The organism is Kitasatospora sp. NPDC004669, assembly GCF_040609455.1.
GTDB lineage: Bacteria > Actinomycetota > Actinomycetes > Streptomycetales > Streptomycetaceae > Kitasatospora.
This window is the reverse complement of record NZ_JBEXKB010000088.1, coordinates 1-17,154: the sequence shown is the minus strand read 5'-3', so window position 1 is coordinate 17,154 and position 17,154 is coordinate 1. Positions and strand designations below refer to the sequence as shown.

At 73.6% G+C, this 17,154-nt stretch carries 15 protein-coding genes; 8 read left to right on the top strand and 7 right to left on the bottom strand.

All coding sequences use genetic code 11. The features are described 5' to 3' along the window. The first annotated feature begins 157 nt into the window (after positions 1-157). Entirely contained in the window at positions 158-715 is a 558-nt protein-coding gene (locus tag ABZW30_RS40790) for a GNAT family protein (protein WP_355676366.1), read from the top strand. Between the two features lie 99 nt (positions 716-814). Beyond that, positions 815-2,023 carry a crosslink repair DNA glycosylase YcaQ family protein gene (locus ABZW30_RS40785; RefSeq protein WP_355676365.1) on the top strand — a complete coding sequence of 403 codons (1,209 nt, stop codon included), beginning with the start codon at positions 815-817 and terminating at the stop codon, positions 2,021-2,023. A 19-nt stretch (positions 2,024-2,042) separates the two neighbouring features. Here the strand turns inward: ABZW30_RS40785 and ABZW30_RS40780 are convergent, their stop codons facing one another. Both ABZW30_RS40780 and raiA read right to left on the bottom strand, forming a co-directional pair. Further along, positions 2,043-2,801: a response regulator transcription factor gene (locus tag ABZW30_RS40780; protein ID WP_355676364.1), complete on the bottom strand. Its 759-nt coding sequence runs from the start codon at positions 2,799-2,801 to the stop codon at positions 2,043-2,045. Positions 2,802-3,062: 261 nt separating this feature from the next. Further along, positions 3,063-3,758 (bottom strand): ribosome-associated translation inhibitor RaiA, encoded by a 696-nt coding sequence (raiA, locus tag ABZW30_RS40775; protein WP_355676363.1) that lies wholly within the window; start codon positions 3,756-3,758, stop codon positions 3,063-3,065. A 366-nt stretch (positions 3,759-4,124) separates the two neighbouring features. Between raiA and ABZW30_RS40770 the strand changes: the two genes are divergently transcribed. After that, on the top strand, positions 4,125-4,847 hold the full coding sequence (locus ABZW30_RS40770; protein WP_355676362.1) for a phosphoribosyltransferase family protein: 723 nt from the start codon (positions 4,125-4,127) through the stop codon (positions 4,845-4,847). 12 nt (positions 4,848-4,859) lie between these two features. Here the strand turns inward: ABZW30_RS40770 and ABZW30_RS40765 are convergent, their stop codons facing one another. The 3 genes from ABZW30_RS40765 to mtrA all read right to left on the bottom strand — a co-directional run bounded on the left by ABZW30_RS40765 (position 4,860) and on the right by mtrA (position 9,481). Then, positions 4,860-6,722 (bottom strand): LpqB family beta-propeller domain-containing protein, encoded by a 1,863-nt coding sequence (locus ABZW30_RS40765; protein ID WP_355676361.1) that lies wholly within the window; start codon positions 6,720-6,722, stop codon positions 4,860-4,862. Then, positions 6,697-8,679 (bottom strand): MtrAB system histidine kinase MtrB, encoded by a 1,983-nt coding sequence (gene mtrB, locus ABZW30_RS40760; protein WP_355676360.1) that lies wholly within the window; start codon positions 8,677-8,679, stop codon positions 6,697-6,699. The genes ABZW30_RS40765 and mtrB overlap by 26 nt, the downstream gene beginning before the upstream one ends. A 124-nt stretch (positions 8,680-8,803) precedes the next feature. Next, entirely contained in the window at positions 8,804-9,481 is a 678-nt protein-coding gene (gene mtrA / locus ABZW30_RS40755; RefSeq protein WP_350746044.1) for an MtrAB system response regulator MtrA, read from the bottom strand. A gap of 287 nt (positions 9,482-9,768) precedes the next feature. Between mtrA and ABZW30_RS40750 the strand changes: the two genes are divergently transcribed. The 5 genes from ABZW30_RS40750 to ABZW30_RS40730 all read left to right on the top strand — a co-directional run bounded on the left by ABZW30_RS40750 (position 9,769) and on the right by ABZW30_RS40730 (position 15,311). Then, entirely contained in the window at positions 9,769-10,923 is a 1,155-nt protein-coding gene (locus tag ABZW30_RS40750; RefSeq protein WP_355676359.1) for a hypothetical protein, read from the top strand. 5 nt (positions 10,924-10,928) lie between these two features. Continuing rightward, positions 10,929-11,630, top strand: a complete 702-nt coding sequence (locus ABZW30_RS40745; RefSeq protein WP_355676358.1) for a DUF4129 domain-containing protein — start codon at positions 10,929-10,931, stop codon at positions 11,628-11,630. Then, on the top strand, positions 11,627-12,844 hold the full coding sequence (locus tag ABZW30_RS40740; RefSeq protein ID WP_355676357.1) for a DUF4350 domain-containing protein: 1,218 nt from the start codon (positions 11,627-11,629) through the stop codon (positions 12,842-12,844). The genes ABZW30_RS40745 and ABZW30_RS40740 overlap by 4 nt, the downstream gene beginning before the upstream one ends. A 104-nt stretch (positions 12,845-12,948) precedes the next feature. After that, positions 12,949-13,878 (top strand): MoxR family ATPase, encoded by a 930-nt coding sequence (locus tag ABZW30_RS40735; protein WP_355676373.1) that lies wholly within the window; start codon positions 12,949-12,951, stop codon positions 13,876-13,878. Positions 13,879-14,000: 122 nt separating this feature from the next. Further along, the gene (locus ABZW30_RS40730) at positions 14,001-15,311 is read left to right on the top strand and encodes a DUF58 domain-containing protein (protein ID WP_355676356.1); all 1,311 of its coding nucleotides are present in this window, start codon (positions 14,001-14,003) and stop codon (positions 15,309-15,311) included. A 14-nt stretch (positions 15,312-15,325) separates the two neighbouring features. Here ABZW30_RS40730 and ABZW30_RS40725 read toward each other — a convergent pair whose 3' ends face one another. Further along, positions 15,326-16,483 carry a sigma-70 family RNA polymerase sigma factor gene (locus ABZW30_RS40725; RefSeq protein ID WP_355676372.1) on the bottom strand — a complete coding sequence of 386 codons (1,158 nt, stop codon included), beginning with the start codon at positions 16,481-16,483 and terminating at the stop codon, positions 15,326-15,328. Positions 16,484-16,491: 8 nt separating this feature from the next. Next, entirely contained in the window at positions 16,492-16,899 is a 408-nt protein-coding gene (locus ABZW30_RS40720) for a YciI family protein (RefSeq protein ID WP_355676355.1), read from the bottom strand. Between the last annotated feature and the right edge of the window lie 255 nt (positions 16,900-17,154).

The window sequence follows — 17,154 nt, the reverse complement described above, 5'->3', positions numbered from 1 at the left end:
CAATGCGCCGGGAGGTGCGTCAGCACGGTATTCCCGTGTCACCCGCCCGAGCACATGGATCGATAGCACCGTCCACCGTGACAAATCGGTCGGCGGGCCCAGGAGTTGGCCGCGATATCGGATGCCCGTATTCCTCATCCGGCGAAATAATCCGCCCATGGAAGAACCGCGAAGCGAACTCGCCACCCTCACCACCGACCGCCTGGTCCTGCGGGCCCCCCGGGAATCGGACATCGACGCGATCTTCGCGGCCTGCCAGGACGACGAGATCCAGCGCTGGACGGTCGTGCCGGTCCCCTACCGGCGCGCGGACGCGGAGTTCTTCGTACGCACTCTGGCCCCGGAGGGGTTGGACAAAGGCAGCGAGTTCATCTGGTGCGTGGTCGAACGTGACACCGGGCGGCTGGTCGGCGCCCAGGCCGTGATCCGCTCCGCCGCCGACCCGGACTCCGCCTCGGTCGGTTGGTGGACGGTGAAGGAGCAGCGCAGCCGCGGCTACACCGTCGAGGCGGCCCGCGCGGTCGCCCGCTGGGCGCTCACCGAGCTCGGCCTGCGCCGCCTCCAGTGGCTCGCCTACGTCGGCAACGAGGGCTCGCGCGCGGTCGCCGAGCGGGTCGGCTACCGCTACGAGGGCACCCTGCGCTCCTACGCCAACCAACGCGGCGTCTTCCACGACTCCTGGGTCGCCTCGCTGCTCCCGTCCGACCTGGACTGAGGTCCGACCTGGACACTGAGGTCCGACCTGGACTGGGTGCAGAATCGAGCGGACACCGGCCCGGGCCCGCTGTCGGTGCCCCGGGCTACGCTCGCCGGCATGACCGCCGCAGCCGCCGACCGCACCCCCGTCACCGTCCTGGGCGCCGACGACGCCCGCCGGATCGCCCTGCGCGCCCAGGGCCTGCTGGGCGCGCCGGACCGCCGGGCCGGAGTGCGCGGGGTGCTGCGGCACCTGGGCGCCGTCCAGCTGGACACCATCTCGGTGCTGGCCCGCTCGCACGAGCTGGTGCCGTGCGCCCGACTCGGCGCGGTCGGCCGTCCGGCGGTCGAGGCGGCGTACTGGGGCGCCGGCACGAGCTTCGAGTACTGGTCGCACGCGGCCTGCATCCTGCCGGTCGAGGAGTGGCCGCTGTTCGCCTTCCGGCGCCGCCGCTACCGCGACCGCGGCCACCTCTGGGGCCACCAGGTCGCGCCCGAGACGTACCGGGCGGTGCTGGACAAGCTGCGCACCGAGGGGCCGTTGACCTCCACCGAGCTCGGTGGGGCGAAGAGGACCGCCGAGTGGTGGGACTGGTCCGACACGAAGATCGCGGTCGAACGGGCGCTGGCCTTCGGGGACGTGGTCTGCACCGAGCGCCGGAGCTGGAAGCGGGTGTACGCGCTGGCCGAACAGGCCATCCCCGACGCCCTGTTCGGCCAGGACCGGTCCGACCGGGAGTGCGTGCGCACCCTGGTCGCCCAGGCCGGCGCCGCGCTCGGCGTGGCCACCCGGGCCGACCTGCTGGACTACCACCGGCTGCGCGCCGAGGAGTTGGACCCGGTGCTCGCGGACTGCGGGCTGGTCCCGGTCGAGGTGGCCGGCTGGGGCCCGGACGGCGGCCGGGCCGCCGCCTGGGCCGACCCGGCCGCGCTGTCCGCCGCCCCGCGGGGGCGCCACCGCACCACCTTGCTCTCGCCGTTCGACTCGCTGGTCTGGGACCGCGCCCGCACCGAGCGGATCTTCGGCATGACGCACCGCCTGGAGGCCTACACGCCCAAGCACAAGCGGGTGCACGGCTACTTCGCGATGCCGCTGCTGACCGGCGGTCGGCTGGTCGGCCGGGTCGACCCGGCCCGGGAGGGGCGCACCCTGGTCGCCCGACAGGTCTCGCTGACCGGCGACCGAGGATCTGGCGCCCGGCACGTCGAGGCGCTGGCCACCGCCCTGCGCGAGGCCGCCGCCTGGGTCGGCTGCGACACCGTACGGGTCGGGGCGCTGCACGACGAACGGCTGCGCCCTGCCCTGGAGAAGCTGCTCGCCGACTGAACGGGCCGAGCGAACCGGCTCACCCTATTTCGAGGATCTTCTCCCGCATCGCGTACACCACCGCCTCCATCCTGGAGTGCAGTTGGAGTTTCTCCAGGATGTTGCGCACGTGGTTCTTCACGGTGTTCTCGCTGATGAACAGCTCCTTGGCGATCTCCCGGTTGTTCATTCCGGTCGCCACCAGCTTGAGCACCTCCAACTCCCGGTCGGTGAGCCGGGGCGCGGGCACCAGGTCCCGGTCCTCGGAGCGGCGCTGGATCATCGACTTGAACTCGGTGAGCAGCTTGGAGGCCATCGACGGGCTGATCTGCGACTGCCCGTCGGCGACCGCGCGGATCGCGGTGGCGACCTCGTCGGTGGAGATCTCCTTCAGCAGGTAGCCGGTGGCCCCCGCCTTGATCGCCTCGTAGAGGTCGGCCTCCTCGTCGCTTATCGTCAGCATGATGATCTTGGTGCTGGGCGCCACGTCCTTGATCGCCGTGCAGGCCTCGATCCCGCTGCGGCGCGGCATCCGGACGTCCATGAGGATGATGTCGGGCAGCAGGTCGGCGGCCTTCAGCACCGCCTCGGCGCCGTCCCCGGCCTCGCCGACGACCTTGATGTCCGGCTCCTCGGCGAGCACGATCTCCAGCCCCCGGCGGAACAAGGCGTGGTCGTCCACCACCAGCACGCGGATCGGCTCACCCCGGCGCGGCGCGTACGCGAGCTCCTCCTCCGGACCCGGCGACAGTCCGGCGACAGGCCTCCCAGCGGGCCCCAGCCCGAAGTGATCCCCCATCCGCTCCTCCCCCTTCGCGGGTCGTCGTCAGCCAATCATTCCACGCCCCGGCACCGCCACGGTGACCCTCCGGCGCCGACGCCCCCGCATCGGGTGACCTCCTCGGCCCCCGTGCGTCCGAGCACCGTTCGAACCCGTCCCGTCGCGACGCCCGTCCCGCCCCGCAACCCGACCCGCCGCCGAGGCCCATCCCGTCGCCGAACGCCGGTGACCCCGGCGGCCACTGCCGCCGGGGTCACCACTCCATCACTGCCGGGACGGTCAGTCCTCGTCGTCGGACCGACCGATCGCACCGCCCGCGCCGCTGGCCACGCCGGCCGCCATGTCGGGCTGCACGTGGATGACACCGTAGTGGTAGCCGTGTCGGCGGTACACGACGCTCGGCAGGCCGCTGTCCTTCTCCACGAAGAGGTAGAAGTCGTGGCCGACCAGCTCCATCTCGTAGAGCGCCTGGTCCAGCGCCATGGGGGCGGCCGAGTGCGTCTTCTCCCGGACCACCAGCGGGCCTTCGCCCTCCACTTCCAGGGATCCCATCATGGTCTTGCGGACGGCTCCGTTCGTCTCGCCCTCCGTCGCCGTCGTCGACGGCAACGCGGCCAGGGCCGCGGTCGCCTCGGCGACGCTGATGGGAGTGCGGCCGTTCGCGCCGCCCTTGTGCACCCGACGCCGGTCCGCGGACTTGCGCAGCTGCGCGTCGAGCTTCGCCGAGGCCAGGTCGAGCGCCGCGTACGGGTCGGCGGCGGCGGCTTCGGCCCGGATCACCGGGCCCCGGGTGCGGAGAGTGATCTCCACGCGGTCCGACCTGTCGGCCTGCCGCGGGTTGTGCTCCTTGGACACCTCGACGTCGAGGCTGATCACCTTGCCGTCGAACTTCTGGACCTTCTCCAGCTTCTCGGCCACGTGCTCGCGGAACCTCTTGGGCACCTCGGTCTTGCGGCCCTTGACGACGATGTCCACGCAGAACTCCGATCCCTCGTGCTGACGCCGATCCGGGTGCTACCGGACCGGACTGAGCTCCAGCTGGACCAGCCCATCCACTGCCGGCCCCCCGCCCCCGCCAGCGGCGGGAACGACTGGCCCTCATCTCACTTCCTCCCCATCAGGGACGGTTGAAACCCCCTGGAGCCTTATCGAACACCTCACACGGGGTTTTCGCCTCCCCAGGCGAGAACCCGGGTATGACCCGATACTGCGGGCGGGCGGTCAAACTGTTTCACCCTGTCTACCCTCCTGCGAGTGAAGTAAGGGTAAATACCTAGACAACACCCCCCATACGGCGCATCCTTTGCTGACTCTCCGTGCCTGCCGCCGCCAGGAGCAGCCGTGCCGCCGTCCCCCTCGCCCGCCCGTCCGCCGTCCGCCCGGGCACCCTTCGCCCACGCACTGGCCGGGCTGCTGGACGTCCTGCTCCCCGCCGACTGCGCGGGCTGCGGCAGCGAGCGCACCCAGCTCTGCCCGGCCTGCCGGCACGCGCTGGCCACCGCCCGCCCCGGCCCCACCCTGCTGCCCTGGGCGCACGCCGCCGCCCCGTACACCGACCCGGTCCGGCAGCTGCTGCTCGCGCACAAGGAGCGCGGCGCGCTGCGGCTGGCCGGGCCGCTCGGGGAGGCGCTCGGACGGGCGGTGCGCTCCGCGCTGGGGGCCCGGGCCGAGTCCACACCGCTGCTGCTGGTCCCGATGCCCTCGGCCCGCACGGCGGTCCGCGCCCGCGGCCACGACCCGACGCTGCGGCTGGCCGGGGCCGCCGCCCGCTCGCTGCGCCGGGCAGGCCTGGACGCCCGGGCCGCGCCGTTGCTGCGGCACGCCCGCCCGGTCGCCGACCAGACCGGGCTGAACGCGGCCGAGCGGCGGCGCAATCTGCACTTGGCGCTCACCGTGCTGCCGCGCGCCCGACGCGACCTGGCCGACCGTCAGCCGGTGCTGGTGGACGACCTGGTGACCACCGGGGCGAGCCTGTCCGAGGCCGCCCGGGCACTGGCCGACGCCGGGCTGCCGGCCCGGGTGGCCGCCACGGTGGCGGCCACCGCGGTGCAGCCGGCCGGCTGATCCGCCGGGGCGTCAGCCCGCGTAGAAGAAGGAGCGGGCCTTGTCCAGCAGCTGGGCCTCCCGCCACTGGTTGTTGACCAGCCGGTAGACCTTGCCCTCCGCCACCGCGAGCACCGGCGGCGCCGGCGTCAGGCTGTCGCCCCGGGACTCCGAGGCCGAGACGCTCAACATGCCGAGGCCGCCCTGCAGCTGACCGTCCGTGCTCTGCGAGCCGTCGGTGCTGATGTAGTACAGCTGCTTGGGGCGGTCCGCCTCGTTCCCGAGCACCAGCAGCTGGTCGCTCTCCGCCCAGGAGACCGAGGCCACGTCGGTGAGCGAGGGCGCCGAGCTGCTTCGGGCGGTGATCCGCGCGGTCGGTGCCTCCGGGGTACCGCCGTGCACCACCAGACCGAGCATCAGCGAACTGGTCGCCACACCCGGGGACCTGACCACCAGGGCGACCCGGGTGCCGTCCGAGGAGATCCTCAGCGCCTGCACGGTCTGCCCGGTCAGCCCGTCGACCGGCACCGTGTACGACTTGTCGCCGCGCACCATGACCACCCGCGGGCCCTGCGGGTTGCGGTCCACCACCCAGAGGTCGCCGCGGCCGTCCCAGCTGGGCGAGGCGAGGCCGTCGTCCTTGCTGCCGGCCTTCACCGGCGAGCTGAGCACCGGCTCGGGCATCGCCACGGCGCTGTCCGACAGCGCCACCGAGTAGAGCTGGCGGCCGTCCGCGCTGATCGCGGCGGCCCGGGTGCCGTCCCGGCTGACCGCGAGGGTGCTCGGCTGGGCCGCCGGGTTCGGCTGCGGCTTGCCGAGCACGCCGTGCACCGGGTCGCCGGTGCGGCCGTCGTCGGTCGCCATCAGGACGCCGTTGTCGGAGCGCTGGTAGTACTGCTGGACGGACGACGCTCCGGTCAGGGCACCCGGACCGGTGGCGGGCGAGTCGGCGCGGCTGGCCGTGCAGGAGCCGCGCTGGCCCTTCAGCTCCAGCCGCTCGACCTGGCCCTTGCCCTGCTCGGCGAGGGTGTAGAAGAGCTGGGTCGCCATCCGGCGGCAGGCCATCGGCTCGCCGAGGTCCGCGCCGCCGAGCTGCACGTGGGCGACCCGGCTGTCGTCGATGGCGACCTTGTCCACCGAGGCGCCGGTCGGGAAGGCCGTCCGGACCACCGGCGAGAGCCAGTTCGAGGGCCCACCGACCAGGGCCTTGGCGGCCGCGGTCAGCGGGTCTATCCGGCGCCGCAGGTAGATCGGGTCGGCGACCAGCACCTCCTGGCCGCCGTTGCCGGCCGACGGGTCCGGGGCGGTGTAGAAGAAGCGCTCGACCTGCCGGAAGCTGTTCCGGAAGTTGGTCTCGTTCATGATCACGCCGGGCGGCAGCTTGTCGATCCGCCACTCGCCGTCCTTCTCCCGGACGAAGGTGAAGTCGGACGAGGCGTTGTTGTTCTGCCCGGCGACCAGCAGGTACGAGTGCTTCTCGTCGACGGTGGCGACCATCTGCCCGGTGACCGTCTCGGAGGCCGTGGTGTCGGTGTCGGAGACGGACTGGCCGGGTTCCTTGATGGTCGTGCTGGCGAGCACCTGGATGCCCGCCTCCGGGTTCCAGCTCGCGGCGGCGCTCTCGGTGAGGTACTTGCGCGCGGTGTCGTACCCCTCGTCGGCGGTCACCGCGTCCAGGAACCCGGTCAGCAGCTCGCGCGGCTTGGCGCCCTTGCCGGGCGCCACCGGGTAGACCCTGGCCTGCAGGTTCTTGTCGGCCGAGCCCTGGGACAGCTCCACCTTGGTGATGCCGCCGGAGTCCGGCATGGCCGCGCAGCCGCTCGCCACCAGGGCGCCGAGCACCGCACCGGCCACCGCCGTGAGCCGCGGCTCAGTCCTGCTGCTCGTCCTTCGCACGCTGCGACCCCTCCAGGTCCGTCCCACCCGTCATGTCCGGCTCCGCCGTCCGCTGCGCCACCGACGGCCGTCCTGGCGTCGGGTCCACCATGACCTGGGCGCCGGTGACGCCGTAACCGGCCCCTGCGGTCCATACGTCCGAAGGGTCCGAACGCGGCCCCTCCGGCAGTCGCTGTCGGCCCAGCCCGGGGCCGATGTTCAGCACCCCGCCGAGCCCGCTGCCCAGCCCGCTGCCGGGCCCCTCCGGCGCCTCGGCCTGCTCCTCGACGGCGGTCAGCGCCGTCGCGCCGGCCGGGGCGATCGCCCGCCGGTAGGGCGTGCCGTACGCGCCCAGGCCCCGGTTGTTGCGGGAGTCCTCCGGCTCCAGCCGGAACGGCGCCCGGCTGATCTCGCCGCCGCGGGTGCGCGGCAGGGTGAGCCGGAAGTGCGAGCCGCCGCCGGGCTCGCCCCAGGCCTGGAGCCAGCCGCCGTGCAGGTGGGCGTCCTCGACCGCGATGGACAGGCCGAGGCCGGTGCCGCCGGTGGTGCGCACCCGGGACGGGTCCGCCCGCCAGAAGCGGTGGAACACCCGGGACGCCTCGCCCGGCTTGAGGCCGATGCCGTAGTCGCGCACGCCGACCGCGACCGCGCCGTCGGCCGAGCCCAGCCGGACCACCACGTCGCGGCCCTCGCCGTGCTCCAGCGCGTTGACGACCAGGTTGCGCAGGATGCGCTCGATCCGGCGGGAGTCCACCTCGGCCAGTACCGGCTCGCCGTCGCCGCGGATCACCACGGTGCTGCCCTTGGCCTGGGCCAGCGGGTCGGCGGCCTCCACCACCCGGGCGACGATCTCGCGCAGGTCGACCGGCTCGGCGTCCAGGATCGCGGCGCCGGCGTCGAAGCGGCTGATCTCCAGCAGGTCGGCCAGCAGCGACTCGAAGCGGTCCAGCTGGCCCTGCAGCAGCTCCGCGGAGCGGGCCGCCATCGGGTCCAGGTCCTCGCGGCTGTCGTAGATCAGGTCGGCGGCCATCCGGACCGTGGTCAGCGGGGTGCGCAGCTCGTGCGAGACGTCCGAGACGAAGCGCCGCTGGACCCGGGACAGCTCCTCCAGCTGGCGGATCTGCGCCTGGAGGGCGTTGGCCATCCGGTTGAAGGACTCGCCGAGGCGGGCGATGTCGTCCGTGCCGGTCACCTTCATCCGCTCCTCCAGGTGCCCGTCGGCGAGCCGCTCGGAGATCCCGGCGGCCATCCGCACCGGGGTGACCACCTGGCGCACCACGACCCAGGCGATGCCGCCCATCAGGATCACCACGAACACGCCGGCGGTCGCCAGGGTGCCGGTGATCAGGTTGAGGGTGTCGGTCTCCTGGCCGAAGGAGAACACGTAGAACAGCTGGTAGCTGGTGCCGGCCGGGCCGACGAACTGCATGCCCAGGGCCAGCCCGGGCTCGGTCTTGCCGCCGCTCTCGGGCGAGCGGTGGATCCGGGTCGGCTGGTCGAACATCTGGCCGGGCTCGTCGAAGAGCTTGGCCCGCAGGGTGTCCGGGACGCTGCTGGGCTGGATGTCGCCCGAGTAGCGCGGCGCGAAGCCGGCCGTGTCCGGGACGACGGCACCGGTTCCGGGGGCCATCGCGATCACCGAGTAGACCGTCTGCCCGCTCGCGGCCAGGTCGTTGACCTGCCGCAGCAGCCAGGTGCCGGTCTCCTCGGTGGTCGGGTCGGCGGTGTTGCGCAGCTTGAGGTCGCGGGCCTCGTCGATCTTCTTCTGCTCGACCTGGAAGCCGATCCGGGCCTGGGCGCGGGCAGCGTCGATCTTGGTGTCGAGCAGGCCGGTGCGCACCTGCGCCACCACGACCACGCCCAGCACCAGGACCACCGCGATGGACGCCAGCAGGGACACCGCGACCACGCGCAGCTGGATCGAGCGGAGGTACAGCGCGGACACCCGGTGCACGGGACGGCGGAACTGGCGCTTCATCAGGCCGAAAACTCCGGAAGGGCCGCGACGGCGGCGGGTGGTCGAACTCAGCACGTCACCGCGCACGGCCCCCGCCCCGCCGGTCGCGGAACCCGGCGGGGTGTCGTCAGCCCGGTCCGTCACGTCAGCTGGGTCCGGCCTTGTAGCCGACGCCGCGGACGGTCACCACGATCTCGGGGCGCTCCGGGTCCTTCTCGATCTTCGAGCGAAGTCGCTGGACGTGGACGTTGACCAGGCGGGTGTCCGCCGCGTGGCGGTAGCCCCAGACCTGCTCCAGCAGCACCTCGCGGGTGAACACCTGCCAGGGCTTGCGGGCCAGCGCGACCAGCAGGTCGAACTCCAGCGGGGTCAGCGGGATGCTGCGGCCGTCCCGCTTCACCGAGTGGCCGGCCACGTCGATCACCAGATCGCCGATGGTCAGCTGCTCGGGCGTCGGCTCCTCGGCGCGGCGCAGCCGGGCACGCACCCGGGCCACCAGCTCCTTGGGCTTGAACGGCTTGGTGACGTAGTCGTCGGCGCCGGACTCCAGGCCCACCACCACGTCGACCGTGTCGGTCTTCGCGGTCAGCATGACGATCGGGACACCGGACTCCGCCCGGATCTGCCGACACACGTCGATGCCGTCCCGGCCGGGCAGCATCAGATCGAGCAGGACCAGGTCAGGCTTGGTCTCCCGGAACGCGGCTAGCGCCTTGTCCCCGTCGGCGACGAAAAACGGCTCAAAACCCTCACCACGCAGCACGATGCCGAGCATCTCGGCCAGTGCGGAGTCGTCATCAACGACGAGGACGCGTCCCTTCATGGCTCCATCTTCTCATTACCGGATTGTGACCTGCCGCACAGCAGTGCCAATGCTCCACAACGGCCAACTCCCCCACCGGGGCATTTCGGCCATACCGGGCGAATACTCCTCGCCGGAGCATCTCCGAACGGTCCGGAGCCAGCCCTCCGACCTCCCGGAAAGCCCTGTTGCCGATCAGCAACCGGATACCCCTGGGGCCTGTTCGGGCCCCATGGCACGATGGGCACCGCGCGCGGGCGAAAGATCCGCCCGGAGCCGCGCCCGTGACGCCCCTCCGAGGAGCAGTGATGACCGACACTCCGGGCTGGGCTTCGCCCAGCTCGTCCGAGCCACCCCGCGACGGCGCCCGGCCCCCGGCTGACGCGCCCGCCGCCGTGCCCGGACCGTCGGCACCACCGCAGGCCACCCCCGGCTGGAACACCCGGCCCGCACAACCGACCTGGGGCGGGCAGACGCCCGGCGGCCGGAACCCGTACGGCTGGAGTGCCGTGAGCAGCCCGCGGCCCGGGGTCATCCCGCTGCGTCCGCTCGCCGTCGGCGAACTGCTCGACGGAGCCGTCACCACCATCCGCCGGTACTGGCGCACCGCCCTCACCCTCTCGCTCGGCATCGCCGTGATCGACCAGGCCGGGGCGATCGCCTCCGAGCTGCTGGTCAGCGGCAGGACCGGCACCTCCACGCAGCTGCTCACCCTGCTGGCCCGGATGCCGCTGATGCTGCTGCTCAACGCCCTCGCCACCGCGCTGCTCACCGTGGTGGTCAGCCGCGCCGTCCTCGGCCGGTCGGTGACCGCCGGCGACGCCTGGCGCGACGCCCGCCCCCGGCTGCTGCAGCTGCTCGGCCTCACCGTGCTCACCACCCTGATGAGCTCCGGCGCGCTGCTGCTCGGCTTCACCCCGCTGCTCGGCTACCAGGCCGGCGGCTCCGGCACGCCCGCGACCGAGGCCCTGCTGGCGCTGGTCGGCCTGCTGACCGTCCCGGTCGCCGTCTGGCTGCTGATCCGCTACAGCCTGGCCGCCCCCGCGCTGATGCTGGAGAAGCAGGGCGTGATGACCGCGCTGTCGCGCTCACGGCGGCTGGTCCGCGGCTCCTGGTGGCGGATCTTCGGCATCGTGGTGCTGAGCAAGGTGCTGTCCGTGATCATCGGGATGGTCCTGCTCATCCCGGCCCGGTTCATCGGCCTGGTGCTGGGCTTCGGCAGCGTCGACCGCCTCAGCAGCGGCAACCAGTCCGTCGGCATGCTGGTCATGACCGCGGTCGCCGGGATCATCGCCTCCGCGCTCACCACCCCGTTCATGGCCGCGGTCGGCGTGCTGGTCTACATCGACCAGCGGATCCGCCGCGAGGCCCTGGACATCGAGCTGGCGCGCGCCGCCGGCCTGCCCGAGCAGGGCGGCACCGGCTCGGGCCGCCAGGCCGACCAGACCCCCGCGAGGCGCTGAGCCGGATGCCTATCTGGGGGGACAGGCTCCTCGCCGCGAGCGGCGCCCCGGTCACCGTGCCACGTGACCCGGCCCGCGACGCCGCGCGCGACGAGCTGCTCAACGCCGACTACCACAAGAACGACCCGACCGTCCTGGAACGGATCACCGACTGGTTCTGGGACCACATCGACCACGCGCTCGGCAGCCTCGCCGGCGGGGGCACCGACGGCACCACCGGACTGGTGCTCTTCCTGATCGTCGCCGTACTGATCGCCGCCGCCCTCTGGTGGCGCCTCGGCGCGCCCAAGCGCGCCGCCCGCACCGTCCTGGGCGTGTACGGCGCCCAGGGCCCGCGCAGCGCCGCGCAGTACCGGTCGGACGCCGCCGGGCACGCCGCCGCCGGGCAGTGGGCCGAAGCCGTCCGCGAGCAGATGCGGGCGCTGGTCCGGGCTCTGGAGGAGCGCACCCTGCTCGACACCCGCCCCGGCCGCACCGCCGACGAAGCCGCCGTCGAGGCCGGCCGGGCCCTGCCCGAGCACGCCGCCGCGCTGACCGCGGCCGCCCGCACCTTCGACGACATCACCTACGGCGACCGGACCGCCGACCAGGCCGCGTACCGGCTACTGCTGGACCTCGACCGGACCCTGGAGCGCACCCGCCCGGCCCTCGCCCACACCACGGTCCCCGCAGCGGCCCCGACCTCGACCACGGGAGGAGCGGCATGACCGGTACCGTCCCCGCTCCCCCCGCCGCCGAGCGGCCCGACACCCCCGCGGCCGCGCCGACCAGCCTCGCCCCCACCGGGCGCGGCCTGCTGCGCCGCGCCCGCTGGTACCTGTCGTTCCTCGCCGCCCTGCTGATCAGCGCCGTCTGCATCGCCACCCTCGACCGGGGCCACCAGTACCCGCCCGGCGACCCGCGCTCGTACGACGCCGACGGCGGCCACGCCGTGGTCGCGCTGCTGGAACACCAGGGCCTCAAGACCGAGCTCACCACCGACCCCGCAGCCGCACCGGGCGGCGCCGACACCCTGGTGCTGCCCGAACCCGACCTGCTCGACAAGGCCCAGCTGCGCGCGATCGCCGCCGCCCGGCACAAGCGGCTGATCCTGATCGCCCCCGGCCCGGCCGCCCTCACCGCGCTCGCCCCCGGCGTCCGCCCCTCCGACGAGGACGGCGGGTACGCCCCCATCCGCAGCACCGCCATGGGCTGCTCGCTCACCGAGGCGGTCCGGGCCGGCAACGCCACCATCGGCGGCATGCTCTACACCAGCGGCAGCCGCGGCGAGGGCTGCTACCCGCGCGGCCACGGCTACCCGCTGGTCACCACCCCGACCGGGGACGGCGACGTCATCGTGCTGGGCAGCGGCATCCTCCTGACCAACGGCGAACTCACCAAGGACGGCAACGCCTCGCTCGCGCTCGGCCTGCTCGGCTCGCAGCCCCGCCTCACCTGGCACCTGCCCGACTACTCCGCGCCGCCGGCCGAGGGCACCCCCAAAAAGGGCTTCGACGACTACATCCCGAAGGGCTGGCACTGGGCCTTCTACCAGCTCGCCATCGCCGCCGTCCTGGCCGCGCTCTGGCGCGCCCGCCGGCTCGGCCCGGTGGTCAGCGAGAACCTGCCCGTGGTGGTCCGCGCCGCCGAGACCACCGAGGGCCGCGCCCGCCTCTACCGGCGCGCCAAGGCCCGCGGCCGCGCCGCCGAGGCCCTGCGCCGGGCCGCCGCCCACCGCCTCGCCCCCACCCTGGGCGTCCCGCTCCACGTCGGCGCGCCCGACCCCGAAGCCCTCTGCGCGGCCGTGGCCGGCCGCCTCCCCGAACGACCCGCCGGGGACGTCCGGGCCCTGCTCTACGGCCCGCCCCCGACCGACGACGCAGCACTGCTGCGGCTCGCCGACGACCTCGACGCCCTCGAAAGGCAGGTACGGAACCCGTGACCGAACAGGCGACCGCCCAGCTCCGCATCACCCCCGGCACGGCACCCGCTACCCCCGCCGCACCCACCACGCCCGCCACCCCCGCCACCGACCCGCGCGCGGCCCTGACCGCCCTGCGCGCCGAGATCGGCAAGGCCGTGGTCGGCCAGGACGCCGCCGTGACCGGCCTCGTGGTGGCGCTGCTCTGCGGCGGCCACGTGCTGCTGGAGGGCGTCCCCGGCGTCGCCAAGACCCTGCTGATCCGCACCCTGTCCACCGCGCTCAGCCTGGAGACCAAGCGGATCCAGTTCACCCCCGACCTGATGCCCGGCGACGTCACCGGCTCGCTGGTCTACGACGCCCGCACCGCAGAGTTCTCCTTCCAGCCCGGCCCGGTCTTCACCAACCTGCTGCTCGCCGACGAGATCAACCGCACCCCGCCGAAGACCCAGGCCGCCCTGCTGGAGGCCATGGAGGAGCGGCAGGTCACCGTGGACGGCGAACCGCGCGCGCTGCCCGTCCCGTTCCTGGTCGCCGCGACCCAGAACCCGGTCGAGTACGAGGGCACCTACCCGTTGCCCGAGGCCCAGCTGGACCGCTTCCTGCTCAAGCTGATCCTGCCGCTGCCCGACCGCGACCAGGAGTTCCAGATCCTCTCCCGGCACGCCGCCGGCTTCGACCCCCGCGACCTCGCCGCCGCCGGCGTCCGCCCGGTCGCCGGGCCCGAGCACCTCGCCGCGGCCCGCGCGCAGATCGCCGAGCTGACCGTCTCCCCCGAGGTCCTCGCCTACATCGTCGACCTCTGCCGGGCCACCCGGCAGTCCCCGTCGCTGTCCATCGGCGTCTCCCCGCGCGGCGCCACCGCCCTGCTCGCCGCCTCGCGGGCCTGGGCCTGGCTGGCCGGACGCGACTACGTCACCCCGGACGACGTCAAGGCACTCGCCCTGCCCACCCTGCGGCACCGCGTCGCGCTGCGTGCCGAGGCCGAGATGGAGGGTGTCACCGCCGACTCCGTCATCCAGGCCGTCCTGGCGCAGACGCCCGCCCCCCGCTGACCCGCCCCCCGCTGACCCACCGCCCGCTGATCCACCGCCCGTAGGCGTCCGGGCCCCCGGTCCACGGGGTCCCGAACCCATGGGTTCCCGATTGTCACGGGTTTCCGAAGGAGCGCACCCGCATGGCCCTCACCGGGCGAACCGCCCTGCTCGCCGCGCTCGGCACGCTCGTCGTGGGCCTGCTGCTGCCCTCCTGGGCCGGGATCGGCGTCGTCACCGGCGCGGTCCTGCTCGCCGTCCTGGTCGACCTGGTGCTCGCCGCCCCCGTCCGCAGCCTGCGGATCGACCGGGGCGGCGACACCACCGTCCGCCTCGGCGAGTCCGCCTCGGTCGAACTGACCGTCACCAACCCCTCCGGGCGCCCGCTCCGGGCCCTGGTCCGCGACGCCTGGGCCCCCTCCGCCTGGCGACCCGGCACCGCCGAGACCGCCTCCCGGCACCCCCTCACCGTCCCCGCCGGCGAACGCCGCCGGGCGATCTCCGTACTCACCCCGAGCCGCCGCGGCGACCACCACGCCCACCGGGTGACGGTCCGTTCGCTCGGCCCGCTCGGCCTGGCCGGCCGTCAGGGCTCGCACAACGTCCCCTGGACGATCCGCGCGCTCCCTCCGTTCACCAGCCGCAAGCACCTGCCCTCCCGGCTCGCCCGGCTGCGCGAACTCGACGGCCGCACCTCGGTACTGACCCGCGGCCAGGGCACCGAGTTCGACTCGCTGCGGGAGTACCTGCCCGGCGACGACGTCCGCTCCATCGACTGGCGCGCCAGCGCCCGCCGCAACACCGTCGCCGTCCGCACCTGGCGCCCCGAACGAGACCGGCACATCCTGGTCGTCCTCGACACCGGCCGCACCTCGGCCGGCCGGGTCGGCGACGCCCCCCGCCTGGACGCCGCCCTCGACGCCGCCCTGCTGCTCACCGCCCTCGCCACCCGCGCCGGCGACCGGGTCGACCTGCTCGCCCACGACGCCCACAAACGCGCCACCGTGGCCGGCAGCTCGGCCAACGAGATCCTGCCCGCCTTCACCGACGCGATGGCGGTCCTGGAGCCCGCGCTGCACGAGACCGACATGCGCTCGCTGGTGGCCACCGCGCTCAAGATGGCGCCGCACCGCTCACTGATCGTCCTGCTCACCGGCCTCGACGCGGCCCCGGTCGAGGACGGCCTGCGCCCGCTGCTGCCGCTGCTCACCAAGCGCCACGAGGTCGTCCTCGCCTCGGTCGCCGACCCGCACCTGGACGTCCTGGCCGCCGGCCGCGGCACCCTTCAGGCCGTCTACGGCGCGGCCGCCGCCGAGCAGACCCGCGCCGACCGCCGCGCCACCGCCGAGCACCTCACCCGCCACGGCGTCACCGTCCTCGACGCCCCGCCGAGTCGGATCGCCCCGGCACTGGCGGACACCTACCTGGCGCTGAAGGCCGCCGGCCGGCTGTGAGTCGACCCGACGTGTCAGGCCTTGTGGCGGGCATCGAGCAGGGCGTTGAGCCGGGCCGCCTGGCGCGTCAGGTAGTCGCGCTCGGCGAGGTTGGCCGCTTTGTGGGCCGCCTCGGCGTACAGCCGGGCCGCCGTCGCCAGGTCACCGTCGCGCTCACGGAGGTAGGCCGCCACCGCCGTGTAGCGGGGCAGCGAGTCGTCCAACCCCCCGAGCGCCGCCAGCCCGGCCCGCGGCCCGTCGGCCGCGCCGACGGCGACCGCGCGATTGAGCCGCACGACCGGGCTGTCGGTCAGCCTCACCAGTTCGTCGTACCACTCGACGATCTGCACCCAGTCGGTCTCCTCGGCGGTCCGCGCGTCCGCGTGCAGCGCCGCGATGGCGGCCTGGGCCTGGTACTCCCCCAACCGGTCACGGGCCAGGGCCGCCTGCAGGATCATCACACCCTCGGCGATCAACCCGGTGTCCCACCGGCTGCGGTCCTGCTCGGCGAGCGGCACCAGGCTGCCGTCCGGCGCGGTCCGCCCGGCCCGCCGGGCGTGGTGCAGCAGCATCAGCGCGAGCAGCCCCGCCACCTCGGGGTGGTCGATCGCCGCCGCCAGCTGCCGGGTGAGCCGGATCGCCTCGGCGGCGAGGTCGACGTCACCGGAGTAGCCCTCGTTGAAGACCAGGTAGAGGACTCGCAGCACGGTGACGACGTCGCCCGGCTGATCGAACCGCACACCGGAGACGGTCCGCTTGGCCCGGCTGATGCGCTGCGCCATGGTCGCCTCGGGCACCAGGTAGGCCTGGGCGATCTGGCGGGTGGTCAGCCCGCCGATCGCCCGCAGTGTGAGTGCGACCGCGGACGACGGCGTCAACGACGGGTGGGCGCACAGGAAGTAGAGCCGGAGCGTGTCGTCCACCTCGGCCGCCGGGCCGGGCTCCGGCTCCTGATCGACGAGGTCCTCACGCCGACGCCGCGCGGTGTCCGCCCGGGTCGTGTCGAGGAACTTGCGCCAGGCGACGGTGACCAGCCAGCCCTTCGGGTCCCTCGGCGGATCGGTCTCCCAGACGCGGACCGCCTCGACCAACGCCTCCTGTACGGCGTCCTCGGCCGCCGCGAAGTCTGCTCCGCGGCGGACGAGAGTGCCGAGCACGCTCGGTGTGAGGCTCCGGACCAGGGCCTCGTTCATCGGGGAGCTCACTCCGTGATGGTCGGCGGCATGGCCAGGAACGGACGGACCTCCAGCCACTCGTGAATCGGCTTGCCGCCGGCCCCGGGGGCGGCCGACAGCTCCCCGGCCAACTCGATGGCACGGTCGTAGCTGTCGACGTCGATCACCATCCAGCCGGCGATCAGGTCCTTGGTCTCGGCGAACGGACCGTCGGTGACCGGCGGACGCCCCTCGCCGTCGTACCGGACCCACGCCCCCTCGGGCGCGAGCGCCTGGCCGTCGACGAACTCGCCAGTCTTCTCCAGCCGGGCCGCGAAGTCCTGCATGTACTTCACGTGCGCCGTCACCTCCTCCGGCGTCCACTGGTCCATCGGCACGCAGTTGACCGCAGTCGGGGCGCCTCGGTAGTGCTTGAGCAGCAGGTACTTGGCCATCGTGCTTCTCCCTCGGTGCTGGTGCGACCCATTGTGGCCGCGTTCACCCCGGGGACGGAGCCAGCCACGGGTTCTCGACGTCGCCGACCAAGATTTTTTGGATCGGCGGCGGAGCCACCGGAGCCTCGGGAGAGTCCGGAAACGCGAAAAGGCCCACCCGAAGCCGGGTGGGCCTTTTCTGAAGAATTGTTCGGCGGCGTCCTACTCTCCCACAGGGTCCCCCCTGCAGTACCATCGGCGCTGTGAGGCTTAGCT